General features: G+C 68.9%; 21 protein-coding genes, 5 pseudogenes and 1 riboswitch. Of the genes and pseudogenes, 7 read left to right on the top strand and 19 right to left on the bottom strand.

Going from position 1 to position 26,750, the window contains the following annotated elements; all coding sequences use genetic code 11:
• Positions 1-14: 14 nt before the first annotated feature.
• The 4 genes from PV343_RS06775 to PV343_RS06760 form a co-directional block, all read right to left on the bottom strand.
• A complete protein-coding gene (locus PV343_RS06775; RefSeq protein WP_319145850.1) occupies positions 15-1,607 on the bottom strand; it encodes a pentapeptide repeat-containing protein in 1,593 nt (530 codons plus the stop codon).
• Positions 1,608-1,904: 297 nt separating this feature from the next.
• On the bottom strand, positions 1,905-2,732 hold the full coding sequence (locus PV343_RS06770; protein WP_319146028.1) for an SDR family oxidoreductase: 828 nt from the start codon (positions 2,730-2,732) through the stop codon (positions 1,905-1,907).
• Between the two features lie 495 nt (positions 2,733-3,227).
• Entirely contained in the window at positions 3,228-3,977 is a 750-nt protein-coding gene (locus PV343_RS06765; protein WP_319145849.1) for a glucose 1-dehydrogenase, read from the bottom strand.
• Between the two features lie 136 nt (positions 3,978-4,113).
• Entirely contained in the window at positions 4,114-4,545 is a 432-nt protein-coding gene (locus PV343_RS06760; RefSeq protein WP_319145848.1) for an Rrf2 family transcriptional regulator, read from the bottom strand.
• A 1,127-nt stretch (positions 4,546-5,672) separates the two neighbouring features.
• Between PV343_RS06760 and PV343_RS06755 the strand changes: the two are divergent.
• Positions 5,673-6,462: pseudogene (locus PV343_RS06755) on the top strand (alpha/beta fold hydrolase).
• Between the two features lie 24 nt (positions 6,463-6,486).
• Here PV343_RS06755 and PV343_RS06750 read toward each other — a convergent pair.
• Both PV343_RS06750 and PV343_RS06745 read right to left on the bottom strand, forming a co-directional pair.
• Positions 6,487-7,063, bottom strand: a pseudogene (locus PV343_RS06750) (ZIP family metal transporter); the annotation flags it as partial.
• 140 nt (positions 7,064-7,203) lie between these two features.
• On the bottom strand, positions 7,204-8,082 hold the full coding sequence (locus PV343_RS06745) for an MBL fold metallo-hydrolase (protein WP_319145847.1): 879 nt from the start codon (positions 8,080-8,082) through the stop codon (positions 7,204-7,206).
• A gap of 11 nt (positions 8,083-8,093) precedes the next feature.
• A riboswitch (guanidine-III (ykkC-III) riboswitch) is annotated at positions 8,094-8,161 on the bottom strand.
• A gap of 283 nt (positions 8,162-8,444) precedes the next feature.
• Here PV343_RS06745 and PV343_RS06740 point away from each other — a divergent pair.
• A pseudogene (locus PV343_RS06740) lies at positions 8,445-8,785 on the top strand (IMP dehydrogenase); the annotation flags it as partial.
• Between the two features lie 21 nt (positions 8,786-8,806).
• On the opposite strand, the gene PV343_RS06735 reads toward PV343_RS06740, so the two are convergent.
• The 10 genes and pseudogenes from PV343_RS06735 to PV343_RS06690 all read right to left on the bottom strand — a co-directional run bounded on the left by PV343_RS06735 (position 8,807) and on the right by PV343_RS06690 (position 18,510).
• Positions 8,807-9,349, bottom strand: a complete 543-nt coding sequence (locus PV343_RS06735) for a DUF4232 domain-containing protein (RefSeq protein ID WP_319145846.1) — start codon at positions 9,347-9,349, stop codon at positions 8,807-8,809.
• Between the two features lie 149 nt (positions 9,350-9,498).
• Complete coding sequence (locus tag PV343_RS06730; protein WP_319145845.1) at positions 9,499-10,113, bottom strand: GAF domain-containing protein; 615 nt, start codon at positions 10,111-10,113, stop codon at positions 9,499-9,501.
• Positions 10,076-10,699: a GTP-binding protein gene (locus PV343_RS06725; RefSeq protein ID WP_319146027.1), complete on the bottom strand. Its 624-nt coding sequence runs from the start codon at positions 10,697-10,699 to the stop codon at positions 10,076-10,078. The genes PV343_RS06730 and PV343_RS06725 overlap by 38 nt, the downstream gene beginning before the upstream one ends.
• Positions 10,677-11,063, bottom strand: coding sequence for a DUF742 domain-containing protein (locus PV343_RS06720; RefSeq protein WP_319145844.1), 387 nt, complete (start codon positions 11,061-11,063; stop codon positions 10,677-10,679). The genes PV343_RS06725 and PV343_RS06720 overlap by 23 nt, the downstream gene beginning before the upstream one ends.
• A gap of 3 nt (positions 11,064-11,066) precedes the next feature.
• On the bottom strand, positions 11,067-11,459 hold the full coding sequence (locus tag PV343_RS06715; RefSeq protein WP_319145843.1) for a roadblock/LC7 domain-containing protein: 393 nt from the start codon (positions 11,457-11,459) through the stop codon (positions 11,067-11,069).
• A gap of 74 nt (positions 11,460-11,533) precedes the next feature.
• On the bottom strand, positions 11,534-13,003 hold the full coding sequence (locus tag PV343_RS06710) for a sensor histidine kinase (RefSeq protein ID WP_319145842.1): 1,470 nt from the start codon (positions 13,001-13,003) through the stop codon (positions 11,534-11,536).
• Positions 13,004-13,740: 737 nt separating this feature from the next.
• Entirely contained in the window at positions 13,741-13,875 is a 135-nt protein-coding gene (locus PV343_RS06705) for a hypothetical protein (RefSeq protein WP_319145841.1), read from the bottom strand.
• A gap of 717 nt (positions 13,876-14,592) precedes the next feature.
• Entirely contained in the window at positions 14,593-15,741 is a 1,149-nt protein-coding gene (locus PV343_RS06700; protein ID WP_319145840.1) for a hypothetical protein, read from the bottom strand.
• Between the two features lie 94 nt (positions 15,742-15,835).
• Entirely contained in the window at positions 15,836-17,497 is a 1,662-nt protein-coding gene (locus PV343_RS06695) for a hypothetical protein (RefSeq protein ID WP_319145839.1), read from the bottom strand.
• A gap of 138 nt (positions 17,498-17,635) precedes the next feature.
• Positions 17,636-18,510: pseudogene (locus tag PV343_RS06690) on the bottom strand (SDR family NAD(P)-dependent oxidoreductase).
• A gap of 719 nt (positions 18,511-19,229) precedes the next feature.
• On the opposite strand from PV343_RS06690, the gene PV343_RS06685 reads away from it, so the two are divergent.
• From PV343_RS06685 to PV343_RS06670, 4 genes are read left to right on the top strand one after another with little or no spacing between them, the layout of a single operon-like run.
• Positions 19,230-20,297 (top strand): amidohydrolase family protein, encoded by a 1,068-nt coding sequence (locus PV343_RS06685; protein ID WP_319145838.1) that lies wholly within the window; start codon positions 19,230-19,232, stop codon positions 20,295-20,297.
• A gap of 1 nt (position 20,298) precedes the next feature.
• A complete protein-coding gene (locus PV343_RS06680) occupies positions 20,299-21,048 on the top strand; it encodes an iron-sulfur cluster assembly protein (protein ID WP_319145837.1) in 750 nt (249 codons plus the stop codon).
• A complete protein-coding gene (locus PV343_RS06675) occupies positions 21,045-22,070 on the top strand; it encodes an NAD(P)-dependent alcohol dehydrogenase (protein WP_319145836.1) in 1,026 nt (341 codons plus the stop codon). The genes PV343_RS06680 and PV343_RS06675 overlap by 4 nt, the downstream gene beginning before the upstream one ends.
• 56 nt (positions 22,071-22,126) lie before the next feature.
• Positions 22,127-22,459: a putative quinol monooxygenase gene (locus PV343_RS06670; RefSeq protein ID WP_319145835.1), complete on the top strand. Its 333-nt coding sequence runs from the start codon at positions 22,127-22,129 to the stop codon at positions 22,457-22,459.
• 341 nt (positions 22,460-22,800) lie between these two features.
• Here the strand turns inward: PV343_RS06670 and PV343_RS06665 are convergent.
• Positions 22,801-23,637, bottom strand: a pseudogene (locus PV343_RS06665) (IS5 family transposase); the annotation flags it as partial.
• Between the two features lie 42 nt (positions 23,638-23,679).
• A complete protein-coding gene (locus PV343_RS06660; RefSeq protein ID WP_319145834.1) occupies positions 23,680-24,456 on the bottom strand; it encodes a class I SAM-dependent methyltransferase in 777 nt (258 codons plus the stop codon).
• A gap of 257 nt (positions 24,457-24,713) precedes the next feature.
• Here PV343_RS06660 and PV343_RS06655 point away from each other — a divergent pair, with 257 nt between their 5' ends.
• Positions 24,714-24,920 carry a hypothetical protein gene (locus PV343_RS06655; RefSeq protein WP_319145833.1) on the top strand — a complete coding sequence of 69 codons (207 nt, stop codon included), beginning with the start codon at positions 24,714-24,716 and terminating at the stop codon, positions 24,918-24,920.
• A 74-nt stretch (positions 24,921-24,994) separates the two neighbouring features.
• Here PV343_RS06655 and PV343_RS06650 read toward each other — a convergent pair whose 3' ends face one another.
• Entirely contained in the window at positions 24,995-26,743 is a 1,749-nt protein-coding gene (locus PV343_RS06650; RefSeq protein ID WP_319145832.1) for a thiopeptide-type bacteriocin biosynthesis protein, read from the bottom strand.
• Positions 26,744-26,750 lie beyond the last annotated feature (7 nt).

Genomic DNA, 26,750 nt, shown 5'->3' with positions numbered 1-26,750 from the left:
GCTGCCACCACACGTCATCGCTTGATGCGGCCGCGCAAGGCGAAGAGGGCGAAGCCGAGGAGGACGGGCTCGGCGATTCGCGAGCCCATTTCGACATAGGTTCCGGCGGTGGTGAGGTTCTGGCCGCTGGAGCGGAAGATGACGCTGTTGAGGAGGACGCGTTGGGCTTTCTCGGCGCGTTTCCAGGTGATGCGGTCGCTGTAACCGGTGGTGAGCGTCGGGTCGGGGTTGTCGACGGTGAGCTGGACATCTTGGCCGACGGCGGTCTGTCTGCCGGTGATCTGCGGCTTGGGGTCAGCATTGGGCAGGCCCCACAGGATGAGGGCGAAGAAGCTGCAGGTCATGGCGAGAATGAGCCAGAACAGGGCGCGCGAGGCACGGAGCGCGTAGCCGGACAGCGCCCAGTACAGGATGAGCAGGATGTGTTCTCCGCGGGGGCGCGTGGGGTCGTTACGGCGCATCTCCATTTCGCCGTAGTAGAAGTCGGCCGCGTCCGGTTCGTTCTTCGCGTCCTCGGAGCCCTTGCGCAGCGCCCGGTACAGGGGGGCCAAGACGTCGGGGTTGGGCGTGCGCGCTGGATGCGTGGTGTGGCGTGGTCCTGGCTGCCACTCGTGGGTCGTGGGAGCATCCGGGTTGACGGGCGGCTGCTGGAGGGCGCGCCACGCGTGTTCTTCGGCAAGTACGCGGCGCTGGGACCACCATCGCGGCACCCCACGTCGCCAGTGGACGCCGGTCGGCGGGAGGGCGAAAAGTGTGCTCCCTTCCAGGCGCAACAGGTCCAAATGCATCGCACCGGCGAATCGGCAGCTTCGTAGGTCCATTCCGGTCAGGAGCACGTGCGTCGTATCGGTACCGGCCAGGGATACGACACGGACCTTCGGAGTTCTTGTGCTGAACCAGGCGGTTTCTGCGGGGCGGGCGAAGGGACTGACCGAGACGGCGAAGGGCTGGGTGATGATGGCGCCGGTGAGGTCGAGATCCGCGTATCGCAAAGTCAGCGAGGCGGTCGCATCCCACCGTGTCTGTTGGCACGTCACGCGCTCCGCAGCCGCATCGATTCGTGCCGGTCCCTCGAACTTCGCGGTCGAGAGGGCTAGGACATGTCTGCACGTCACGCTCTCAAGGCGGGCGTCGCCACTGAATCGCGCGCCCACGAAGGAGGCGGTTCCGTTGACGATCATGCCGAGGAAGACAGCCTCAGAGAACGTCGTGTCGTGGAAGTTGACGCCGCGGGTGAAGAGGGAGCCGTTGAAGCAGGCTAAGCCTGCGAAGGAAGCCAGATAGAAGTTCGCGTTGCTTCCCGTGAAGTCGACGTTGATGAAGTCCGCACCGTCGGGGAAGTCAGCATGGCTGAAGTCGACTTCCCCTAACCGGGGACGCCCGTCAAGGCGGACCGCGGCAAGAAGTTGGCCAAGAAGCGCGGCGGTGATACGAGTGCCACAGAGGTTGATGTCGGCGCCGGGGACGAGGCCGGCCAGGTAGGTGGCACGGTCGGCGGGTGCGAGGTGGGCCAGGCACTTCGTGTGACTGCCGATCCGCGCGCCAGAGCACGGGTCCGGCGTCGCTACGTCGCAGTGATCCCAGGGCGGCGGCCAGGGGGGAGTCATATCTCCTAGGACAGCAGGGTCAGCTGGGTGGTTGCACTCTCCACCCCGGAGCTGACGGTCACTCTCGACGACATGCCGCACGGCGCATGGTCACCAACGCCTGCAGACCGCGCACGGCGCCGTGAGTGTCGCGGTTCTGGATCTTTGGTTGCTGATCCATGCTCCCGAGTTTGTCTCGCTGACCGCCGTCTCCGCGGTCGTGGAACAAAAACCCTTCCCGGCAAGGCACGCCGGTGCCGGACGGCACCGGCGTGCCGCGCTCCGGCACGCGGACGTGCACGTGTGCCGGCTGAGGGGTCACGCTGGTGTGGTGCAGAACTGGTGGGCGCCGCGCAGTGTGGTGCGTAGGTTCCGCTGGGTGGCTCGGCTGTCGAGGCGCACGTCGAGGGCGCCGGGCAGTGTGCTGTGGGCCCGCAGGCCCGTGGGCAGCCGGGAGGCATCCAGGCCGTCACGTCTGGCGACGAGGATGCCGAGTTCGTGACGGCTCACGGCGTCGGGCCCTGCGAGATGGTGGACGCCGGCCGCGTCGCCGCATGCCAGTTCCAGAAGGGCGGCGGCCAGGTCGGCGACGTGTACCGGGCAGCGGATGTCGTCGGTGAACAGGGCGCCGTCGCGGGTACCGGCGGCCAGTTCATGCACGAGGCGCTCATGCTCGGAATCCCCGTCGCCGATGATCAGGGACGTGCGGGCGACGACGGCCTGCGGATGCACGAGGAGGATCCCGGTCTCCGCTGCCGCCTTCGCCGCACCATAGGGGGTGACGGGGTCAGGGAGGCACGACTCGTCGTAGTGGACTCGGGCGCCGGAGAACACCGCGTCGCTGGACACGTGGACCAGGCGGCTTCCGTACTTCGCCGCTGCCATCGCCAGCCGGACGGGCCCCTGCGCCGTTACCGCCCAGTCGGCGTCGCCGCTCGATGCGTTGACGACAAGATTTGCCCCGACTTCGGCCATGACGGCCTCCACGCGTCCAGGATCCCGCAGGTCAAGTGGGTACCACGCGGCGTGGGAAGCGGTGCCGGGCCTGGTCGCGAAGGTCGCGGCCGTAGCGTGCCCGGCCGTTGCCGCCTGCCGGATCAACTCGGTGCCCAGGAAGCCACTGCCGCCGATGACCAAGACCGTCATGACGCGACACGGTAGACCGTCCCGGCCACTGTCGGACACGGCACCACAAGGAAGGCGAGCGGCAGGCGAGACCGGAGAACGCCGTCTGTATGTGCCTGGTGGGCACCGGCCATGAAGCGCGCGCCGAAGCCAGCCGCAGCATGCAGAGCCTCTCGAACTGCCTCACCGACACCAGCGTCCGTTTCGAAGCGACTCACCTGTCCGGCTACGTGGGTTCCCTCAGTACCAGCGCCTGGATAGCGGCCGGACGGATCCGGGGCGGGGACGCTGTGTGCGATGGTGGGCGGTCAGGTCCGGTCCGGGCCCGGTGCGACGGTGAGTATGCGGGGGCCGTCTCCGGGTGTGGGGGAGCAATCCGGCCTGCGTCGCGGTCGCCACCTTCAGCGCACCCGCATGCGCAGGACGTCCTTCGGCCGTGGCGGTCACTCGGGTGGCACAGGCGCGGTGGCCGGTCGGGGTATGGACTTACTGGCGCACCGAGATCGTGTATCTGCTTCAGATCTGGTTGAGGCCGCCGTCGACGAAGAGTTCCGTGCCGGTGACGAAGCTGCTCTGGTCGCTGGCGAGGAAGAGGGCCGCGGCGGCCACCTCGTCCGGGCGGCCCATGCGGCCCAGTGGCACCTGGCTGGCGAAGAAGCCCCACAATTTGGCGGCATCGTCGGCGTCGGGGGCGAGGCCGGCGTTCCCGGGTGTCTCGATGGGGCCGGGAACGAGGGTATTGACGCGGATCCCCCGGTGCTTGAGCTCGTTGGCCCAAGTACGGGAGAACGAGCGGATGGCGGCCTTGGACGCGGCGTAGACGCCGAACGCCTCGCCACCGGAGGTCGCCGCGGTGGACCCGGTGAGGATCACCGACGCACCGTCGTTGAGCAGCGGCAGCGCCTTCTGGACGGTGAAGAGCGTGCCGCGCACGTTGATGCCGAAGGTGGTGTCGAAGTGCTGCTCCGTGACCTGCTCCAGGGTGGAGAACTCACCGCCGCCCGCGTTGGCGAACAGCACGTCCACGTGCCGTCCCTGGTCGGCGACGGCGGCGTAGAGCCGGTCGATGTCGGCCGGATCGGAGACGTCGCTGCGGACGGCGGTGGCGTTCGGGCCGATCTCGGCCAGTGCGGCGTCCAGTGCCTCCTGCCGTCGGCCGGTGATGAACACGTGCGCGCCCTCGGCGGCGAAGCGCTTGGCGCTGGCCAGTCCGATGCCGCTGTTGCCGCCGGTGACCACGGCGGTCTTTCCGTCAAGCTGTCCCATGATAGGAACTCCAGTTCTATAAGGGCCATGGCTGACCTCGAAGGTCGAATACGTCGCAGTCCGGCAGGGCCCGACGCGGGAGGGTTCGCCGGCGGGGTGCTGAGCCGTCTCGAAGGGGGGAAGGGATTTCCGAGGGTTACCGCGACGCCAGGACGTCCCGCAGGACGTCGGCCAGCGTGATCCGGTCCAATTCGGTGCGGACGGCTTCTTCGACGCGGGCGTACACCGGGCGCATTGCGGGCTGGATGCCGGAACCGACCGGACAGCCGAGGTTGGGGTCCGAGCGGTGCATGGCGAACAGCGGTGGCGGCTCGATCGCCTCGTACACGTCCCGCAGGGTGATGTTCTCCAGCGGTCTGGCGAGCACCCACCCCGCCTCGGCGCCTCGTCGGGACTGCACCAGTCCGGCATCGCGCATCCGGCCAAGCAGTCGGCGGATCACGACGGGGTTGGTGTTCACGCTGCCCGCGATCCCCTCGGACGTTGCGTTTCCGTCCCCGATCCGACGGTGCAGCTCGATCCAGGTCAGCGCGTGCGCCGCCACGGTGAGCTGACTGTTGCCCGCCACATCACCACCTCCTTGGAAGTAACCATAATTGTTACATCTGGGGTCGTCAAACGGTGCCGACGACACCGTGGGCGGAGCCCCGTCGGCGCCGCCCCCGTCCACGGTCTCACCAGCTCGCGGCTCGCGCCCCGCCTGCGGATTTGCCGCGGCACGGCCGGCCCGTGCGCGAGCCGCCGCTGTGTCGAGCGGCGGTGATCTTCTCGGGGTCGCCGAGCACTGAGCAGCCGGCTGGAGGATTCGTCGACGACTGGGATGCATCCACTGGCACGGCGGAAGACGAATGACGTACGGAGTCGAATAACAAAGGCCGCAGTACGTAGGCGGAGTCGGCTGGGGTTCGTCTTCTTCCTCATGATCCTCAGCGTCCGGTTCGTGTGCGCGCGAGGTAGGCGGCTAAGAGGACCTGCCGTGGACTCTCCGAAGTCACAGCGGCCGCACGGAAGGGTTTACTCATGCGAGCACAACGCGGGAAGCGTCTGTGCGTCCTCACGGCGGCGGGCATCTTCATTGCCGGCGGCTCCGTGATCGGCGTTGCAGGAAGTGCTTCGGCCGGCGACTCTCACAGCGACAGCCATCACAGCCGCAGCTGCGACAACTGGGGCGGCTGGGATGACTGCGGCGGCCACGACGGCTACGGCGATAACGGCGGCTACGGCGGCCACGGAGGCAGAGCAGGCTACGGAGGCGGCCACGGAGGGCGCTGACTTGGCGTCGCCGCACCGTGCGGCACCTGCAAGGGATGTGCGCCGCGCGGCACGGCACCTTGGCTACTCGGCTGGCGATCATCGCGGGCCGGGAGAGGATCTCACGGACTCGTAAGCATGTGCTGCTCGGCGGCCATGGCGGTGAAGCCGTCCGATTTCGCCCAGGTGATCAGCACACCGTTCGTGATGATCCGCACACCCGGAGTGGTAGTCGTCGTCATCGGCCAGGCGGTACCCGGCCTGGGTCAGGTCACGGCGCACTCGGGTCACGAGCTCGGCGGATGAAGACGACACGCGGCGCGCCTTCCCGTACCCAGGCTGCACCGGTCCGGGCTCCGGACACCTGCCTGCCCACCGGCAGAGCGCGAGGCGTACGGCAGACACGCGGACGAAACCGAACCAACCCCTCGGAAGGGATACTCCATGAGCACGGTCACCACCGCGGACGGTACGAGCATCTTCTACGTCGACTGGGGGCCGAGAGATGCGACACCGCTCGTCTTCCACCACGGCTGGCCCCTGAGTTGTGTGGACTGGGACAACCAGCTGCTGTACTTCCTCTCCAAGGGCTACCGGGTCATCGCGCACGACCGTCGTGGTCACGGGCGCTCCAGCCAGCCGTCGTCGGGCCACGAAATGGACACCTACGCCGCGGACTTGGCCGCTGTGACCGACGCGCTGGATCTGCGGGACGCCGTGCACATCGGACACTCCACCGGAGGCGGCGAAGTGGTCCACTACGTGGCGCGGGCCGAGCCCGGTCGCGTCTCCAGGGCGGTGATCGCGTCGGCGGTGCCGCCCGTCATGGTCAAGAAGGAGAGCAACCCCGAGGGGACCCCGGTGGAGGTGTTTCTACATCGACGTGGCGTCCGGGCCCTTCTACGGCTACAACCGGCCCGGCGCCGAGATGAACCAGGGACTCATCGACCGGTGGTGGGCGCAGGGAATGATGGGCGCCGCGAACGCGCACTATGAGTGCATCAAGGCGTTCTCCGAGACGGACTTCACCGAGGACCTGGAGAAGATCGATGTCCCGGTGCTCGTCATGCACGGCACCGACGACCAGGTCGTGCCCTACGCGGACGCGGGACCGAAGAGCGCCGAGATCCTGCAGAACGCGACCTTGAAGACCTACGAGGGGTATCCGCACGGGATGCTGTCCGTCCACCCGGACGTCCTCAACCCCGTCATCCTCGAGTTCCTTCAGGCATAGCCGACCCGACGATCAGCCGGTCAGGCCGAGCACCCCGGTGGGGATGGTGATAGCCAAGGTGAGTGCCGCACCGACCACCGGTGCGGCGGCGTCGCAGGCCAGCAGGGCGATCGCCTTGCGTCGCTCGTTCCCGTACAGCCGGGTGAGGGTATAGGTGTTGAAACCGTTCGCGAAGTCATGCGCGATGACGGCGACGGCTACCACCGCGCCGAGCCCGGAGCCGGCCTGGAAGGCGGCGCCGATGGCGAAGCCGTCGAGCAGGCTGTGCACGATGAGCGCGCCGGCCGCCGCCACGCCAAGGGCTGGGCGTGTCGTGGCCGTGGCGGCGGCCGACGGCGTGAGCGTGCTCGTGGCTGGCGTACTCACCCTCATGCGCACGGTGTATCGCGACCGACCGCTCCACGACGTGAATGGCGAGGAAGCCGCAGGCCATCAGGACCAGTGCGGTGGGCACATGGAAGATCTGATGCGGCTGGGCGCTGAGCGCCTCCGGCAGCAGGTCGAAGACGACCACGCCGAGCATCAGCCCGGCGGCCAGCCCCAGCACGAGGTGTCGGCGGTCGCCGATACGCTGCGCGACGACGCCGCCGATCAGCGTCATCAAGAACGCGCCCACGGCGACGATCACGGCCCTGTCGCAAGTATCGGCTTCGCTCCTCCGGGAGGCCATCCGGACAGTCCACCCGTCGAGGACGGGCGCCGGCCCCGTCTCCATGACCGGCCCCGGGTCGGGCCAGTGGCTCAGTCGCCTGGGCAGATGATGAAGAGCGGGTAGGGGAGTCGGCGGGGTTGGTCGCCGATCTCGTTGAGCGCGGCGCGGATGTCGTGCAGGTGGCCGGTGGTCATCTGGAGCGGGGGTTCGTGGGGCTGGTAGGTGGTGCGGACCGGGTAGTCGATGCCTGGTTCGGTGGTCATCTCGATGTGGCAGCCCAGCACGTGGGTGACCGGTCTGTGTTCACTGAACTCGATCAGGCGGTCGATGGTCTGGGCGTAGGCGGACCAGTCCTGGACGTAGAGCCGGCCGGGGTAGACCGTGTCGCCGGTGAGCAGGAATCCGGTCCATGGGTCGTAGAACGTGACCGCTGCCTCGTGGTGCCCGGGGGTGGCCAGGCACTCGAGCACGCGGCCTCCCAGATCGACCCGCGCCACGGCGTTGGGGTCCTTATCGAATCCGAAGTGTCTCCAGGCCGTGGTGAGGTCTGCGTCGACCACCGTGGTCTGAGGACGGTCGGCGAACTGGCGGTCGCCCGCGATGTGATCGTCGTGGGCGTGGGTGTGCAGCACCAGCAGGTGGTAGTCCCGTTGCGGGTGGCGGGCGAGCCAGCCGTCGACCAGCTCGTCGACCACTCGGCGCAGGGGGAAGAACTCGGCGGACGCGGTGGCTCCGGTGTCGATCAGCACCGCCTGTGTGGTGCCGAACAGAAGGAACAGGAACGGTGCCTCGTAGTCGATCGCCATGTTCTGCCGCAGGATGACGGTGTGCTCGTCGTAGGCGTAGACCTGGATGTCCGGGTCGGTGTTGTGCTTGGACGATGGTGAGCCGTGGATCCAGCGGACGTCCAACTCGCGAAGCTGGCTAACCGGGCGGTCGAAATCCATGAAGGGTGTGTCTGCGGACATGACGTCTCCTGAGTGCGTCGTCTTGGCAGACCGGGTACGGCGCACATCTCGTCCGGGGCCGGCACTTGAGAGCCTCCGCCGCGAAGCTACCACGAGGTCGATCGACGCCTCCGTCCGGTCACCTCACCCATGACGGCACACCGGCAATCGTGCGTTCCGGTGAGCAACCGAAACGTCCCCCCAGCCCACCCTGGACATGCCGTCCTGTTCCGCGGCCTTGGCACGGCGGCCGGGGTACACGACGGCCGCCCCGTCGGTACCCGCGCCGGCGCGGGCGGGCGTCCGTCAGCGCCAAAGCAGTGGCCGAGGCAGTCCTGGGGGAGGGGGAAGGAGCACCTCGCCGACCCGAGCCGCTCGCCCGAAGGGTTGGAGCCCTGACCGGCGGTATCGTCGCGGACTCGGCCCTGGAGTGCGTCGGCACAGCCGAGTCCGCGCGGCAGGCCCCGCACTCGTCCCGCCCCGGCGGCAACGTCGGCGTCCCGCACGACGTGGCCGTCGACGGACACGAGCTGTTCTTCTCCCAGGTCGGCCTGCGCGGCGGCCCGGCACCCGTCCGCCGCTTCCTGCCCGACCTGATCGACCGCGTCCTGCCCGGCCGGATCCAGCCGGGCAGGGTCTTCGACCTCACCCTGCTCCTGAACAGGTCGCCGAGGGCTACCGGGTGATGGACAAGCGCCGCGCGGTCAAAGCCCTCCTGGAGCCCCGACCGCGCGGCCGCGGGGGATTACTGTCCGACCGGGTTGAGGTAGGTGCCCGGGTGGGTGGCGCCGTCCTGCTTCAGGATCTGGCCGCCGAACGGCCACTTCAGGGTGAAGTGCTTTGTCTCGTTCGGCGGGGTGACCAGGAACGTTGCGGGCACGAACTTCTCCTTCTGCGGCGTGGACCTGGCAACGGGGAGCAGGTTGATGCTGAAGTCCGTCGTGTCCCCCCGCCCCAGGGTGATCTTCGTGGGCCTCTTGGAGGAGCGCACCAGGGACCAGGTGCCGTCGGTCCTCTGGGCGCCGACCATGTCGACACCGGCGAAGCCGGACAGGGTGCAGGTGCGGTTGCTCTTGTTGGTGAACCAGATGAACGCCTGCGTCTGCTTCCCGGTCCGCCCCATATCCGGCTTCGCGTCGTCCCCGGTGGCGAAACCGGCCTTCAGATCGGCGGTGTGGCAACGCGTCGGCGCGGCCTTGGCGGTGGCGGCCGAGGCCGGGACGGCAGCGACGGCGGTGCCGGCGGCGACGATCGCCGCAAGGGCCACGGTGGCCATTTTGGTCTTCATGACGTGTTCGGTTCCCCTCGAATACGACTCGGTGCGCGAGGTCAGTGCGCACCCACGCACCTGTAGACGCTCGATGTCCGGCGGAGGTTCGTGGCGCCGGGCAACCGTCACCGGCTTGGGCGCCACGTGCGCGTCCGGCAGTGCGCCGGTCAGCCGCGGTGGTTCGCCGACTCCTCCAGGCGCCCGACCAGTTCGGCAGCCATGGCCTTGATGGTTTCCAGCCCTTCGCGCCCCCACGGCTGTGGGTCCTGGTCGACCACGCAGATGGTGCCCAACACCACGCCGGTACTGTCTATCAGCGGTGCGCCCAGGTAGGAGTGGACGCCGATCGCGTCGACCACCGGGTTGCCGGCGAACCGGGGGAAGTCCCGAATGTCCTCCAGCACCAGCGCCCGGCGGCGCTTGACCACGTGCGGGCAGATGCCCATGTCGATGTCGCGGGGCATGACGCGGCCGGGTACCGGTTCCTCCAGCAACGGCGGCCCCACATGAGCCGTGGTGTCCTGCGCGGCGCTGTACAGCCCCGCGAAGTACTGGCGGTCTGCGTCGAGGAAGAAGTTGACCCCGGCGTAGCAGCCGCCGGTGCGTTGTGCCAGCTCCCGTGCGAAGGCGTCGAGTTCGGCGTCCGGACGAGCATCGATGCCCAGCTCGCGCAGCCGCTCGGAACGGGCGCTCACCTGTGGGTCCTCCGGGGGGAGGAGCAGATGGCGCAGGGCGATCCCGGACTCAGGCCCGGACGGTGGGTTGGTCTGTGTCGCTGCCATGGGAACTCCTTGTCGTGATCAGATGCTGAACCAGATCGAGCAGCACGCGTATGCCCGAGTTCTTTACGCGGGCGTCGCACAGCACCACCGGCACCTCCTGCCTGAGGTCGAGTGCGGTCCGCACCTCCTCCCCGCGGTAGCGGTGAGCCCCGTCGAACTCGTTCACGGCGACGACGAAGGGGATGCCGCGCCGCTCGAAGAAGTCCACCGCCGCGAAGGAGTGCTCCAGCCTGCGGGTGTCGGCGAGAACCACCGCCCCGAGCGCTCCCTCGGAGAGTTCGTCCCACATGAACCAGAAGCGCTCCTGCCCGGGCGTGCCGAACAGGTACAGGATGTGGGACGGACTGAGCGTGATCCGGCCGAAGTCCAAGGCCACCGTGGTGGTGGCCTTGTTCTCCACTCCGTCCAGCCGGTCCGTGGCCGCGCTGACGGCGGTCAGCATCTCCTCGGTGCTCAGCGGCTCGATCTCGCTGAGCGCGTTGACGAAGGTGGTCTTTCCCACGCCAAACCCGCCGGCGATCAGCACCTTGACGCCCACCGGCAGGACGTCGGCGGGCAGCGGGTCACAGTCGTTTGAGGAGGCCATCGCGTATCGCTTCCAGGAGGTCTCGATCATGTCGTGGGGAGTGGCCCGTGGGCGCCGGGCGGGTATCACCCGCGACCACCGCGCCTCCCTCGGCCAGATCGGACAGCAGTACCTTGACCACGGCGGCTGGCACCTGCATCCGGGCCGCGACCTCGGCAACGCTCACGGGCTGTTCGCACAGCGCCAGCACCTGCGCGTGCTCCAGGCCGAAAACGCCCTGCGTCTGGGCGCCGGTGGCCCGCACCGTGGTCACCAGTGTGAAGTGGGACGTGGCCCTGGTCCGGCCGTCGCTCACCGTGTAGGGACGGACCAGCCGCCCGGCCGCTTCGTCGAGCTGCGGTCCGTCTGGGAGGACCGGCGTCATCGGTCACCCCACCGGGCGCCGGGACGGTGTGGCCAGGTGCGGACGTACGCTCTTCACCATCATGCCCATCTCGTAGCCCAGTACCGCCGCGTCCGCATCGCGTCCGGCCAGCACCGCCAGCACCGCGCCGTGCCCGGCGGACGAGACGAACAGCAGCGAGGTGCTGAGCTCCGTCACGATCTGTCGCACGTCACCGCCGTCGTCGAAGTGCCGGCCCGCGCTGCGCGCCAACGAGTACAGGCCACTGGCGAGCGCGGCCAACTGGTCCGCGGCGTCCTTATCGAGCCCCTCCGCTGCCTTCACCAGCCCGTCCGAGGACAGCAACAACGCGCTTCGGGTGTGCGGCACCCGGTTCACCAGACCCGCCAACAGCCAGGAAAGGTCTTCGCTCGCCACGATCGTGTACTCCTATTCGGCAGAAGGAAACGTTTCGCTGTACGGACCCTGGGCCTTCAGGGCGGCTGCGGCCATCAGGGCGTCTCCGCTTCCTCGGCCTTGCGTAGTCCGGTCTGGAATGCGGCCATGAGGCCGGGGTCGTATTCGATGTCCTGGGCAGCACCGGCGCCGCGGACCGGTTGCGGCACTTCGGTGGCGTGGTCCTGACGGTGGCGCTGAGGCAGCCGCGGGCGGTCGTCCTCGCCGTCGGAGGGGGCCGGGGCGGGCCCGGGTGCGGAATCTGACACGCTCGGATCCGCGACGACGGTCCTGTCCGTCGCCGGGAGGTCCACCGCCTCGGTCTCCGTCCGGTCGTGCGGCTCCGCCTCGGGGGCCGGGACGGTGTGGGGCGCCGGCGCGGAAGCTGCCGGTTGCGGACCGAGCAGTGCTTCGGGCAGCACCATGACGGCCTGTGTGCCCCCGTAGACGTTGCTCTGCAACTGCACGGCGATGTCGTGTCGCCGAGCCAGGACGGAGACCACGTACAGGCCGATCCGGCCGTCTTGCAGCAGTTCGCCCAGCGCAACCTTGTCGGGTGCGCTCAAGACGGTGTTCATCTGACCGCGCTCGGCCGGGGACATGCCCAGGCCCCGGTCCTCGACCTCGATCGCCACCCCCGCGGCGACGGGCTCCACCCGTACGTGCACGGTGGTCTGGGGCGGTGAGAAGACCGTCGCGTTCTCCAGCAGCTCGGCCAGCAGATGGACGACGTCGACTACGGCGTGGCCGCTGACCGATCCCTCGACGGGCGGGATCAGCTTGACCCGGGCGTACTGGTCGATCTCGGCGACGGCGGAGCGCAGTACGTCGGTCAGGCTGACGGGGCGGGTCCACTGGCGGTTGGTGTTCGCGCCGCCGAGCACGGCCAGGTTCTCGGCGTAGCGGCGGATCCGGGTGGACAGGTGGTCCACCCGGAACAGCCCCTTGAGCAGGTCGGGGTCCTCGACCTCGTTCTCCAGGTCATCCAGCAAGCCGATCTCGCGGTGCACCAGGGACTCCAGACGGCGCGCCAGGTTGGCGAACACCTCGAACTGCTCCAGCCGGGAGTGGTGTTCCGCGCCGATGGCGGAGGCGGCGGTCTCCAGCAGGGCTGCCTCCGCCTCGTGCCGGGCCACGGCGATCTCGAATCCCAGGCGGGAGAGTTGGTCGGGGCCGGTCTGCGGCGGGAGTTGCGGCCGGCCCCGCACAGGGCGCTCCCCGGCCCGCAGACGACGGCACAGCGACTCCAGCTCGGCTCTGCCCTCGGCTGTGGCACGGGTCAACTCGGTCAGCTCGGCACGGTTTCGGTCGGCTGCGCGGGACAGCTCCGCCCAGTGCTCGGTGACTGCTCGTGCTTCCGCCGAAGCCCGCATGCCCGCGATCGCGGCCGCCATGGTCCCGATGAGCACGACGCCACCGAACACAGCGCCCTGGTACGCCTGGTCAAGGCGGCCATCGCCGACTAGCGCGGTGGCCACCGCACCCGTCACGGTGACCACGCTCGGCGGCAGTACGGACGACAGCACCAGACGCCGTCTCAAGGACCCGGCCGACGACTCGGCCGTCACACAGGGCCTCACGGGCGACGTCGGCCGGTCGTCCGGCGGCATGGAAGGATCAGGCATAACAGTCCCCGGACAGAAGATGATCAGGCCGAGCGCGCACGTTATCGCGCACCAGGACCCCGGTGTCAGCCCCTGGCGCGTACAGAAATCGAACCGTTGTACTTTGAACGTTTTACGAAGCGCCCGTCCCGGACCTGAGCCGACCCTCGTTACAGGACAAGATCATCCTCGGCTGGCGGCAGTGCGGTCAGTCCGCGGTGGGGACCGGTGTCTCCTGCTCCGCCGCCGGCGATGCCTGCATGATCACTTCGGAGCGCCGCCGAGCGCACGTCGCCCCCTCCCGGCATCGGGCCGATCTCGTACTCGACGGAACGATGCCGACAACCGACCTGCTTACTGCGGTCGACCACCTGGTCGGCGCGCAGTTGTCATCCACCCCATGACCGGCGGGAGCGGAGGGCCAGGCCCGGAACACCGGCTGCCGACAGGCCACCCTCATCCCACGGCCCCGCCTTCTGCGACCAGAGAAGGCGGGGCCGGCTGCGTCATGCCGTCCGTCGCGCCCGTCACCGTTGGTCCGTAAACCGCGTTCGGCGAGTGGCGTTGGGTGCCTTGCGGCCCCGAACGGAGACCCCGCCCCATGGACCAGCCGCACACCAGACGCGGCACCCGGATCCGCGCTGAGCAGCGGTGATGGGTCAGACCCGCCGCGACAGCGGATCCCAGCGCGCCGCGAAGCGCAGCCGCGCAGAGCGCAGACGCTGCCGGTCCTGCGGCCGCGGCAACGCACTGTGCGCACTGGCGCCGATAACCGGCCCGACCTCGACGCTCACGTGTACGTGACCGTCACCGGGTGCCATGGCGCGAAGGCCTGTGCGACTACCGCAGAACCGACGAGCGGCGCGTGCCGCCGATCACCGATCAGGAGCCCCCGAGTGAAGATCTGCATGGGCACGCCCCAGGCCACCTATACGGTGTCCGGCACGATCAGCCGTTCGCAGCGGCTCGCGGCGCGACGGCAAACACCTCATGCTCGTCGAGGAGTTCGAGGCGGAGATGGCCCCGCGCCGCGTCGAAGGATCCGGCACGACCGACCTGCTGGGAAGTGCACACGCTCACCATCCGGGGGCGCAAGATCGTCGGCCGCCGCACCACTCACGCATGGACCCATCTTCCCGGCCCTTCGGGCCCGGCAGGCGAAGACACCCGGTCCGGGACGGCGGCGACGACGTCGGGGTCGGGGGCTTACCACGCCGGTGCGCCCGCGAGCCGTTTCCGTCGTGGGCAACGCACAAGGCCAAACCTCGGCCATAACTTCGCCTGGTGGACCAGGCCGCCGGGCAAGGCTCCTGGCGTGGGTAGACGGTCACGGGCCTGTCCCAGCATCGGTGCCACTGTCGCTCGCCGCACGACGGGTCCGGTCCACAGCCCCGTCGCTGGACCCGCGACTTGAGCGGGCTCGGTCAGGGGTTATCCGCAGGCCGCACCACAAGTTCCGTGTTCGACATACCGCGCCTGGTGAAGCGCGACGCGCTCGGCGACGGAAGTGGTCAGGTGATGCGGGAGGAGCGGTGAGAGAGGGTGGGGCGGGGATCCAAGAAGCCGCCGGAGGCGGAGAACGCGGCTGCGCCGAAGCCCTCTTCCCGCATGTCAACCGCGGGGAACTCTTTACAGGCGGTCTGTGGCTGAGCCGTGGAGTCGTCGAAGCGGCAGGCGACGCCGGTGAGCCTGATGGTGATGAAGTCCGCGATCTGGGCTCCGAACTCGATGGGCCTACCGCCGATGGTGATGTCCCCGACGCTGAAACCTTTGTCCGGGGGCACCTCGTAGACGGCCCGGACACGGTGTTCCGAGTCGCCTCTCAAATAGGTCCAGTAGCTCTTGGGGTCGGAGCCGTCCGGGGTCTCCCAGCCATCTGTCGACAGGTCGTCGAAGTACAGGCCCACTGGGTCGGCGAGGCTGATGTCGGCCTTCTGACGGGCCAAGGCGTTGACTCCGGCGCCGATATGGGGATCGCTGTTGCGTTCTGCGGCACCGTACTTGCTGCAGGTGATGAGCTCCTGCTCAGTGGTCAGCTCCTGTCCGTTGATGACGCGCCGGATGGTGGCTGCCGCAGCCAATTCGATTTCTGCGCCTAGGGTATTGTTCTGCTGGATCAAGTACATGGCGCCGTGACTCGTGGAGTTGTTCCACTTGTTGCGCGGCTGGTATCTGCCGCTGGGGGAGAACAGATCCTCCTTGCGCACGTCTGGGCTGATGAATCTGTGGTAGAGCTCGACCACCTTGTCCGGGTTCGTCTGCGCCAGGATCTCCCAATACTCGGGACCTTCACAGGTGAACGTGACTTGGGCGATCTTTCCTGAGGCTTCCCGGGTGACGCTCCACTCGCAATACTCGTCTTGGACGTCACGGCTGGCGTCGGCGCGCTGCCATCGCTGGAGGTCGCCAACGGAGGTGATCTTAATGATGCGGGGGAACGCGGTCCATGTGATGGAGGCGCGCTGGACGTCCGAAGCTGTGTCCGTGCGGGTCAGGTTGTAGAACTGCGGTCTCGGGCTGTCGTTGCGGACCTGTTGGGGGTCGGGGCCCGCAATGGCCTCGTCGACCGTGTCGGAGATGAATGTATTCCAGGCCTTGCGGCCGAAGTCGTCCAGATCGTCGAGGTTGCCGGGAGGCCCGTAGGCATCCACTGTGGCCATGGCGTTCTCCTTGCTCGTGAGGGCGGAGGGGCGGAACGCAGCGGCCGGTAGCGCCGCTGATGGTGATGCCGTGTCGGCTGATGAGGGGGCGGCTTCATGGCAGCTCTGCGACGGTGGCGTCCTCGCGCATCGCCAGCGGTGGTGCACCGGGGGGAATGTTGGTGACCGGCAGGGTGAGCTCGAACTCATTCAGTTTCATGAGGCGGAATTGACGACGGCGGGACTCGGCCAGCCGGACGTAGTCGGCGAATCCGGATGCGGTCTGGATCTGTTGGGTGACCTTGCGCAGATAGGAGTCCACCCGCTGTCCGAACACTGTTTGCCAGGCGTCTTCGAGTACCTGCCAGTGCGCGGCGAAGCGGACCTCGGGACTGTCGGCCGGCAGGTTTCGCGTTCGCGCGGCGTCCAAGATGGCCTGGGTGACTTTGTCACACAACTCCGCCGCTTTGGTCGGAGTGGTCGGCACGTACTGCATGAGGAGACTGCGGGCTGGGCTGAAGACAGGGTTGAAGAAGTCCACCATCAGGACGCAGGCTGCGAACCTGGCCGAGATGAGCCCCTTGCGGACCATCTGCCGGACCACCTCGTTGTCCTCGTGGGCAGCCTCGGGGACAACGAACGCGAAAAACGTGTCACCTGGCTGGGAGAAGCCACTGGACTTCTCCTCCAGCCGAAAGTCAAACCGCGTCAGGCCAGCCAGGTACCGGGCGGCCTGCGCCCTCGGCGGGGCGGCCTGCGTGGACAGTCGAAGGTCGTCGAACAGGACGTCCTGGTTCAGCCAGAAGCCTACGGGCAGCGTCAGGTCTGGACTGTCCGCCGTGATGGTGCTGCTCTGCCGGTCTGTACTGGTGAGGTTGACCGTGGTGCTGGTGAACAGGTGACGCAGCAGCCGGTCGGGGTGGTCCACCACGCCGTTCGCGGTCACCGCAGCCAGGCGGGCGGCCGTCCACCGGGTGATGAGGGACCTGACGGTCAGTTCCAGCCGCTCGGCTCCGATGACCTGCTGGTACAGCTGGTCATGGCGCAGCGGGTCATCCTCGGCGAGCCGGATCACGGCCCGCTCTGACTGCCAGTTGATCCAGGGGATTCTCAGCTCCTTCATCACGGCGCTGCCGTTGACGTGACTGTCGAAGCAGCCCTTGCCCCGCGTGTCCGGCTCCAGCGCATGCCAGGAGTGGCCCGCCCATACCCAGCTGGATTCGAACCGGGCATAGAAGTTGAAGACCCTCGCCCCGGGATCCCACGCCGCGACCTGAAGGAATCCCTGCCTGGGGTCGCCGCCCGCCTGGGTGCTGACCAGAAGGTCGACCTGACTGCCTCCCACGGCGGTGGTGATCGCGAACCGCATGTCACGCTCGCCGATGGCATCCGGTGGGATTTGCCCGGACTCGCTGACCAGATACACCTTGCGGGAGGCGGCGGCCGTGGGGGGGAGTTTGGACAGCAGTTCCTGCACGGTGGTCGGAAAGGTGCCCACGCGGAAGAACTCGACCGCCATCGGGTCGCCCAGCGCCGCCAGTTCCTCATCACTGACGGGCCGCGCCCGATCCTCCCTGCCGCTGATCCTGCGGTACAGCCGTCCCGGCTCCAGCGCAGTGGAACCGGGTCCGCAGCCGCCATCGGCGATGTCATCCCCCACCAGGGAGTCACCGGATGTGTCGCGTAGGGCAGCTGAGGCGCGGGCGGCGTCGACCTCCTCGACGGCAGTTGTCCGCATCCAGGCGGTCGCCCGTCGCCGCTGTGCGTGGTCGGGCATGCCAGTCCACTCCTATAAATAGGCTTTCTTTTTATCGACGCTATGGCAAATGCATACATGCATACCCCGTCATGAAAGCCCATTCCGGCCGTAGCCACAGCTTCACTCTGATGGCCCACCTTTCACGGGCGGGTCATTTCATTTGGTCAGACTGCGGTAGCAGATGAGCGTGGCTGCGAGGGCGGTGAAGGTCAGGGAACGGCAGGCCTTGCGTTCGTGACGGTGGCTCGGCGTGCAAGAGGGCGCGTCCGCCCCGCTCATTGACCACCACGCAGTGGTGATGTTCCTTGCCAAGGTCCATTCCGGCCCAGATCTCGGGCGGCTCACATGCGCCAGCTCGTCGTCACGCTGGGTCTCGCAGACGACCTCGCCGACGTTGTCCTGCACAGCGGTTGAGTCGCATATCAGCGGAGCCGCCTCCGCGATCGCCTCGCCCATGGCGTCCAGGGTCGTGGCCATCATCTTCGACTCGAAGGGGCCGGGCGCGATGGCGCTCACGGTGATGCCCTGTGGCCCGAGCTCCTTGGCCAGAACGCGGGTCGGGAGGTGCAGGCCCGCCTTGCTGGCCGCATAGGAGTAGGCCGGGCCTGGCTGAGGTGCAGGCCGTCGATGGATCCGACGTTGATGATCCGCGCAGGGTCCTCCGTCGACCCGCCAGCGCGCAGCTTTGGCAGGCAAGCTTGGGTGAGCAGCAAGCTGCGCAGGTTGAGGTCCATCACCTTGTGCCAGCCGCTGACCGGGAACTCGTCCAGGGGCGCGCCCCAGGCGGCGCCGGCGTTGTTCACCGTGATGTGCAGCCGCTCCTCGCGCTCGCCGATGTCCGCGGCGAGTCGGTGGCACTCCTCCTCGCGAGACAGGTCGGCGGGCAGTACGACCGCCTGGCCGGGAGCGGAAAGCGCGAGCACGGCCTCCTCGCAGGCTTCCGCCTTGCGGGTGCTGACGTAGACCTTGGCTACTGCTTCGACCAGGCCCCGGGTGATCATCAGGCCGATGCCGCGGGAACCGCCGGTCACGAGGGCGGATTGCCGGAGAGGGAGAACATGGGCTCCTGAGGGCGCGGCGCGGGCAGGCTGTTCCCACCCTGAGCTAGGTACTAAGCAGTCGCTTAGTACCTATCCAAGCCCCTCGTCCACGGAACCCGGTCCGTGCCTCCGTACCTCGCCGGATGGCGGCATGGACTGGCAGCGGATCCCTGGGCGGCGGGGCGTCCTCACCCGACGCCCGACGCCCGACGCCCGACGCCCGGCGGCTCCGCCCCCTGCGCCGTTGGGCCCGTGGGGTGGGGGGTGTCGGTTCCAGAAGCCGTCTCGGCTTGTGCATGCGAGTGCTCGGTGTCTGCTACGCCGGAGTGGAGGTCGACGGCGTCGAGCTTGACGGCATAGCCGTTGTTCCAGATGCCGGAAACATGGTTCCGTCAGGGCCCCAGGTGTCGGCGTTCCCGCTCCAGAAGCAGGGGTGCCGCCGCCGCAGGGGCCGGTCCAGGCGTGCCGCGGGAGGACGGCGGACCCGAGGTCGCCGCGTGTGCGGCGGGCAGTGGTGCCGCGCCACTCTCAAGGTCCTCATCGATTTCCGTGAAGAGCCCTCTCTCTCACTTCCCGCAGGCTCATCGCGGTGGCCGGGAGGCGCTCGCGGCCGGTCGTCTCACAGTGAGACAGCTACGACTCGCAGTCTCTCTGCTCCGTGCCTACCGTCGTTTTTGTGGCACGAGGCATTCAGAGGGACGGAGGCCGACGTGTACAGCAAGGACGGCGAGAATTTCTTCATCGTGGACGCGCACATCGCGCTGTGGGACGCACGCCCCGAGAACCAGCTCAACATCCACGGCAAGCAGTTCATCGACTGCTTCTACGACTACCACCGCAATCTCAGCCCCGAATCGGAGGTGTGGCCGTACGAGGAGTACCTCTACTACGGCGGGCAGCGGCTGATGAAGGACCTCTTCCTCGACGGGTACGTGGACCACGCGATCTTCCAGCCTGCCTTGCTCCGCGCTTTCTACCGCAACGGCTTCGGGCAGACGGAGGAGGCCTTCGCGCTGGCCCGGCAACATCCCGACAAGCTGACCTACAACCACTGCTGGGATCCCCGGTATGAGGAGCGTGGCCTGGACCAGCTACGGCGCGACGCTGACCGGTTCCAGCTCAAGGGTGCCAAGCTGTACACCGCGGAGTGGCACGGCGACTCGCGCGGCTACAAGCTGGACGACCCGTGGTCCTACCGCTATCTGGAGATGGCCCAGGAACTGGGCATCAAGAACATCCACGTCCACAAGGGGCCGACGATCCGGCCGCTGGACCGGGACGCCTTCGACGTCGCGGACGTGGACAAGGCCGCGACGGACTTTCCGGAGCTGAACTTCGTCGTCGAGCACTGCGGGCTGCCCCGGCTGGAGGACTTCTGCTGGATCGCCACCCAGGAGCCCAACGTGCACGCCGGACTCGCGGTCGCCATCCCGTTCATCCACACCCGCCCCCGCTACTTCGCGCAGATCATCGGAGAGTTGCTGTACTGGCTGGACGAGAACCGCATCCAGTTCTCCAGTGACTACGCGCTGTGGACGCCCCGCTGGCTGATCGAACGCTTTGTCGCCTTCCAGATCCCCGAGGACATGCAGGACGAGTACCCGCCGATCACCACCGACCAGAAGAGGAAGATCCTCGGCCTGAACGCGGCGGCCATGTACGGTATCCCGGTGCCCGCCGGGGCCGAGGCCGCGGCCACCGCCCCGGGCCCGGCCGCGAGCGAGGCCGCGGGCCCGGCTGGCGCCGCCTCCGTCGCGGCGCAGCCCACGGAGACGTGACATGGCCACCCTGGAGCAGCGGGCCAGGCAGGCGCTCAACGCGGTCCTCGACCCCGAACTGGACGAACCCATCACCGACCTTGGCTTCGTCCGGTCCGTCGAGGCCGACCTCGGCGGCGGGCTGACGGTGCACCTGCGGCTACCCACCTCCTTCTGCTCCCCGAACTTCGCCTACCTCATGGCCTCCGACGCCAAGGACGTCCTGGCCGCCCTGCCGGATGCCGGCCCGGTCACGGTCCTGCTCGACGACCACCACGACTCCGATCTGATCAACCGCGGTCTGGCCGCCGATGCCGGGTACCGGGGTACGTTCGGCGACGAGGCCGAGGAGAGCCTGGAGCAGCTGCGGCTCGTCTTCCGGCGCAAGGCCCACGCCGCGGCGATGGAGCGGGCCGTCACCGCGCTGCTGCGGCAGGCCCCCGCACTCACCGAAGACAAGCTGCACGACGTGGTGCTCGGCGACCTGCCCGACACCGCCGAGACCCGCGCGCTGCTGCGCCGGCGCGAGGCGCTCGGACTGGGCACGGCACCGTCGGAGCCCGTCCTCGTCGACGATGACGGGCACCCCTTCCCGCCGGGCGAGGTTCCGCTGCGGCTGCGGTACGCCCGCGCGGTCCGCATCTCGATCGACGGCAATGCCCACTTCTGCCGCGGTCTGCTGCGGACCCGCTACCCGCAGGCCGCGACCGACCAGTCCCCCCGGGCCACGGATCCGCGGCCCGCCCCCCTTGCCAGGGAGAAGGCCCCATGAAGGCAGTCCAGGTCGTCGGCTACGGCCGCAATCCCGAGATGAACGACGTGCCGGAACCCTCGGTCACCGGCCCGTACGACGTGGTCGTCAGAATCGGCGGCGCCGGTGTGTGCCGGACCGACCTGCACATCCTGGAAGGGCAGTGGGCGGAAAAGTCCGGGGTCACACTGCCCTACACGATCGGGCACGAGAACGCAGGCTGGGTGCATGCGGTCGGCAGCGCCGTCACCAACGTCGCCGAGGGCGACAAGGTCATCGTCCACCCGCTGATCACCTGCGGGCTGTGCCGGGCGTGCCGGTCCGGTGACGACGTCCACTGCGAGCAGAGCCTCTTCCCCGGCATCGACACGGCCGGCGGCTACGCGGAGTACCTGAAGACCTCCGCCCGCAGCGTGGTCCGCCTTGACGACTCCCTGGAGCCGGCCGATGTCGCCGCCCTGGCCGACGCCGGCCTCACGGCGTACCACGCCGTGGCCAAGGCGGCCCGGAGGCTGCGGCCCGGCGACCGCTGCGTGGTCATCGGCGCCGGCGGGCTCGGGCACATCGGCGTGCAGGTTCTCAAAGCCCTGACGGCCGCCGAGATCGTGGTCGTCGACCGCAACCCCGACGCGGTGAAACTGGCCGGCTCCGTCGGCGCCGACCACGGCGTCGTCGCCGACGGAGAACAGGTCGAGCAGGTGCTGGAGCTGACCGGCGGCCAGGGAACGGAGGTGGTGATCGACTTCGTCGGCGAGGGCGGCGCCACCCAGGACGGGGTGCGCATGCTGCGCCGCGCGGGCGACTACCACGTGGTCGGGTACGGCGAGAACATCGACGTGCCGACCATCGACATCATCTCCAACGAGATCAACTTCATCGGCAACCTCGTCGGCTCCTACAACGACCTGTGCGAGCTGATGGTGCTCGCCGCCCAGGGGCGGGTCCGCCTGCACACCACCCCCTATCCGCTCGACCGCTTCCAGGACGCCCTCACCGACCTGGACGCGGGCCGGGTCCGGGGACGCGCGATCCTCGTCCCCTGAGCGGCAACGGCAGGGCCCGGACCACCGGGCACACGCACCGTCTGTGAGGAGCACCGATGATCTTCATCACCGCGAAGTTCCGCGTTCTGCCCGAGTACGCGGACGCCTGGCCCGAAATCTCCGGGGAGTTCACCCGGGCGACCCGCGCCGAACCGGGCTGCCTGTGGTTCGAGTGGGCCCGCAGCGTCGACGACCCGACGGAGTATGTCCTGACCGAGGCGTTCCGCGACGACGAGGCCGGCGCAGCGCACGTCGGCTCCGACCACTTCCGGACGGCCTGCGAGGCGCTGCCGCGTCACCTCGCGGAGACGCCCCGCATAGTGAATGTGACCGTCCCCCAGGACGACTGGTCACGCCTCGGTGAGATGGCCGTACCGCAGGAGAGCTGACCGGGATACGACCCACGGCGAGCTACCTGGGCGTGGGAGGAGACCCTCGCCCCCGGCATGCCACAAGCCGATCGCTGATGACGTCGACGCGGCGCGGTTGCGAGTGGTACCGGCCGCGCGATCTGCTGCCCGACGGGCTGGAGACCGTCATCGGCGCCGACAGCATCCTGCGCGAGACTAGACCGTCGACCGCATCAGGCTCGTCACCGCCTGGTCCGCGAGCCCGCGCTGGACCGCCGACCATGCCGGCCTGCCAGATACCGCCACCGGCTAGGCCGTGTATCGAAAGTGGCTGGCAGCGAGCTGTGGGGCATGCTCGAGGGGGAGTGAGGACCCGTTCTTCAAGCGGCCTCTGTGGCTGCAGACCCGTTGCGCCGGTCACATCTTGTGGGCCTACAACGAGGAGCATGTCGACGAGCTGTCTGCCTACGTCGGGGCGCGATTGCGAGAGCGTGGCGGCGTGCGGCCGACGATGTCGATGTTCGCTCGACTGCCAGCGTGGATGAAAAGGTCGGACAATCGCGCGGAGGTGCTTGCCTGTCTCGAGACGCTGCGGGAGCTGGCGGAACGGATGGCACCTGCTGACCGCTCCGATGCCGCGCACGGGCGCGGTGACCTCGGCGCAGATAGGCACGGTTTCCGCGGGAGGCGTACGCCTTGTCGGCGCGGACTCGATCTGGTCGGACGCGTGGTCGGCCTGGTCCGATGCGGGGCACGCGGACCTTCTCCAGCACCGGTTCGAACTGCGGCGAGCCGCCGCGCTGGCCGGTCGTGATCACGATAGACATGGGTTTTTGGCCCTGCTCGATGGCCAGGTGCAGCTTGGTGGTGAACCCGCCGCGCGAGCGTCCCAGCCCGTGATCACTGAGCTCGGCGAAGACACCGCCCGGCCGTTCCTTCTGCAGGTGGCCCTGCTTACGGGCCCCGGCCGCATGCTGATGGGCGCGGCACACCGTGGAGTCGACGCTCAGGTCCCACCTGATCGCACTCTGCGAGTCGGCCAGGGACTGGAGCCGGGTGAGGATGCGGTGCCAGGTGCCGTCCCTCTGCCATCGGCGAAACAGGTCGTAGATCCGGCCCCACGGCCCGTACGCATCGGGCACGTCCCGCCACGGCACACCGGTACGGACCCGGAACCTTATGCCGCCGATCAGCCGCCGCCGGAACCAGACGGGCGGCCTCCCCGCCCTAGTGAACCGTGATCATTCACGTCTCAAGATCTACTTTCGATACTCGCCTGATGTGGCAGAGCCTGCATCCCGACGGAACAACGCGGTCCACAGCAAGGTCACACCGAAGAGTGCTGACTCGGGCGGCTCCTCACGCATGCGGCGCAGTTCGACCTCCACCAGGTCAGAGAAGATCCAGCGCAGCGATTCGGGCGTGTAAGCGAGGCCGCCCTGCAACTCGCGCTCACGGTAGAGGTCCGCGTCGGCGAGTTCCGAACCCATTCCTCCCTCGCCGGCAGCGAAGCTGGTGAGGGCGAGATGGCCGCCGGGGGCCAGGACGCGGTCGAGGAGACTCAGGTAGCTGACCCGGCGGTGCGGCGGCAAGTGGTGAAAGCATCCTGAGTCGACGACCAAGTCGTACGGGCCGCTCAACTCGCTTGCGGGGAGAGCGAAAGCGTCAGCACAGAGGAAACGGACGTCGACGCCAACCTCTCGAGCCCGGTCCTCGCCCCACGCGACGGCCACCGGGGAGAGGTCGACCGCGTCCACCTCGAAGCCGCGCGAGGCGAGGAACAGGGCATTGCGGCCCGCCCCGCAGCCCAGGTCCAGGGCCCGACCGGGAGCGATCAGGCCCTGGTCGAGATAGGCGGCCAGGTTCTCGTCGGGCTTCGCCACGAAGAACGGGACCGGCCTTGACCGGTCGGCATAGAAGCGATCCCAGAAGTCCTTGCCGTCACCGGTCGCCAAGCGGCCAGCGCCGGATACAGATGCGAACAACCCGTCCAAGAGCGCGAGAACGTCCTCGACGGTGCGTACGGTCCGGTCCACCCGGCCCCCCTTTCGACCGAGTGCGATCATAGGAGTGAAGGGAACAACAGGCCAGGTCAGGCGGTGTTCAGGTGGCGTTCGCGACGCCTGGAGTGGGCTGCTGCGGACCCCGGAGGAGACCGGCAGGCAACCCACTCCAGGCCTCGACCCCACGTCGCCCAAGCACCCCCTATGGGGCCAGGAAAGGCCCATCCCCGGCCACGCCAGGCAGACTTTTCGACGAGTTTCCAGTGGCGCCACAGAGCGGACGTTGTCTGATGCGGCACCAGAACCCGGATCTCGGCACGCCGCCGTTCACGCCCCTCGAACGGCTCGGCGTCGACCGACGACTCGAAGAGGCGCTCACCCACGGCGCCGATCCGCTCCACCTCGGCCTTGTCTTCAGCATCGAAGAGGAACGCCGTCCGCTACGCGGACTCACCCGCGGGCCTCCGGGAGGAGCTGCCGAGCAGGCGGCGCAGTGAAGCCCGCTCGACTGCTCAACCCACTGACGAGACCAGCGACAGATGCAGCCGACCGAACCAGCAGCCCGCGAGCTTCAGGACCGCGCCGTTCTCTGCGGCATGGGCGAGGAGGGTGGGGCGGGGCGGCCCAGGGGGAGGAGGTACTGGACCGGCTCGTCGAGGTCGTCGAGGCCGAGGAGCTCGTGGGTCAGATCGTCGTGGAGGCCGCCGAGCGGGACGGTGGCCAGGCCGAACGCCGCCGAGGTGAGCAGCAGCGTCTGCGTGAGGTGGCCGGCTTCCAACAGGCCCAGCCGCAGCGCCCGCAGGCCGTAGCGCCGGCGCAGCAGGCCGAGGTCGAGGTGGACCGTGAGCACCGCCGGGGCCTCGTCTATGCCCACCGCGTCCGGGTCGTCCGCAGGCCGCGAAAGGTACGAGGACAGCGCCTTGAGCTCGGCGATGGTCGGCGCCGGGCCGATCGGGAGCAGGGCCCGGCGCTCCGGCACGCAGTGGTACGTGCCCGCGGCCAGCCCCTCGACGTCCAGCGCCACCAGGCGCACGCGCACGCTGTAGAGGGCGCCGGCGCTGGGGTACGGGCGGTGCCGGACGGTGCGTACGGTGCCGTCGGCGAGCGGACGGTGGGTCGCGTGGCTCTTGGCATACGCGGACCACAGCACCCCGCCCAGGGTCCCCGCGTCCAGCGGCCCGCACAGCGGCCCGCGCACGGAGCTGCGTCGGCCCAGCGCCTCGGCGAGCGACAGTTCCGGCAAGGGGGCAGCGGGCAACGGGAGTTCGACCGCCAGCTGCGCCGCCGGTGGAGCCGACGGTGGGGGCAGGTCGCGCAGCGCGGTGTCCTCGGACCGTCCGATCCGGAACTTGCTGCGCTCCAGGTACTGGTAGTCGGCCGCGCGGTGCCCGGCGGGGAAGAACCCCGGGTCGTCCTCGGTCTCCAGCAGCGTGCGGGCCGCGAGGCGGCAGACGGCCCGCTCCTCGTCGGGGGTCACGCCGAGCCGGTTGAACAGCATGTGCAGCTGGGAGGCCCACACCCAGGGCACACGGCGGGCGGCCTGCTCCGCGGGCATGGCGCTGCGCAACCGGGCGTCCGCGGCGCCGACCCGGCGCACCCACTCCGCCAGCCAGGGCGCGGCGGTGCCCGCGTCGAGAGCGGTATGCAGGGCCCGGGCGCGCCGGACCAGGCCCGGCCGCTGCAGGGCGAACACTGAGTTCACACGGGAGTGGACGGCGGCTCCGGGCAGCGGCTCCACATCGGTGATCCAACGCCAGGAGGCGGCGTGTCGGCGCAGCCAGCCTGAGGCCGCCAGTTCGTCGAGGCCGAGCGCGTGGGCGGTGGCGTGGGCGAGGTCGAGGGCGAGCGGGAGCCGGGCGGCGCGGTTCGGGGCCGAGCGCAGGGCCTCGACGGCCGCCTGGGTGGAGTGGACGAACACCTCCTCGGCGAGGGGCAGTGCGGCGGGGCCGCCGTACCGCTCGGTCTCGGGTACGTACGGCACCTCCCGCACCTCGCCGTGCCGGGACGGCCAGGGGCCGGTGAACTCCGCGGGCCGGGCGGCCGCCAACTCGGCCAGGGCGGCTGAAAGTCCGGCCGCCGCACGGGCGGGCAGCGGGCACCGGAAACGGATCCGCAGGTGAGGGCCGCCCTCGCCGTAGCGGATGAAGAACCAGGAGGCGCCCGGATCGACGGTGAGGCCGTCCATCAGCGGGGCGAGGTCGTCGGTGACGAACGCGTCTGTCTCCGCGCCGTTGGTGTGCAGGGCGACGTGCAGGCTGTGCCAGGGGCGGCCGAGGCCCTCGGACGCGGCCGGGTAGGGGCGGGGGCGGGCGGTCGTCATCGCGTCC

It is taken from the genome of Streptomyces sp. WI03-4A (assembly GCF_033792105.1).
GTDB lineage: Bacteria > Actinomycetota > Actinomycetes > Streptomycetales > Streptomycetaceae > Streptomyces > Streptomyces collinus_A.
The sequence above is the reverse complement of the archived record's forward strand: the minus strand, read 5'-3'. Positions and strand labels throughout refer to the sequence as shown.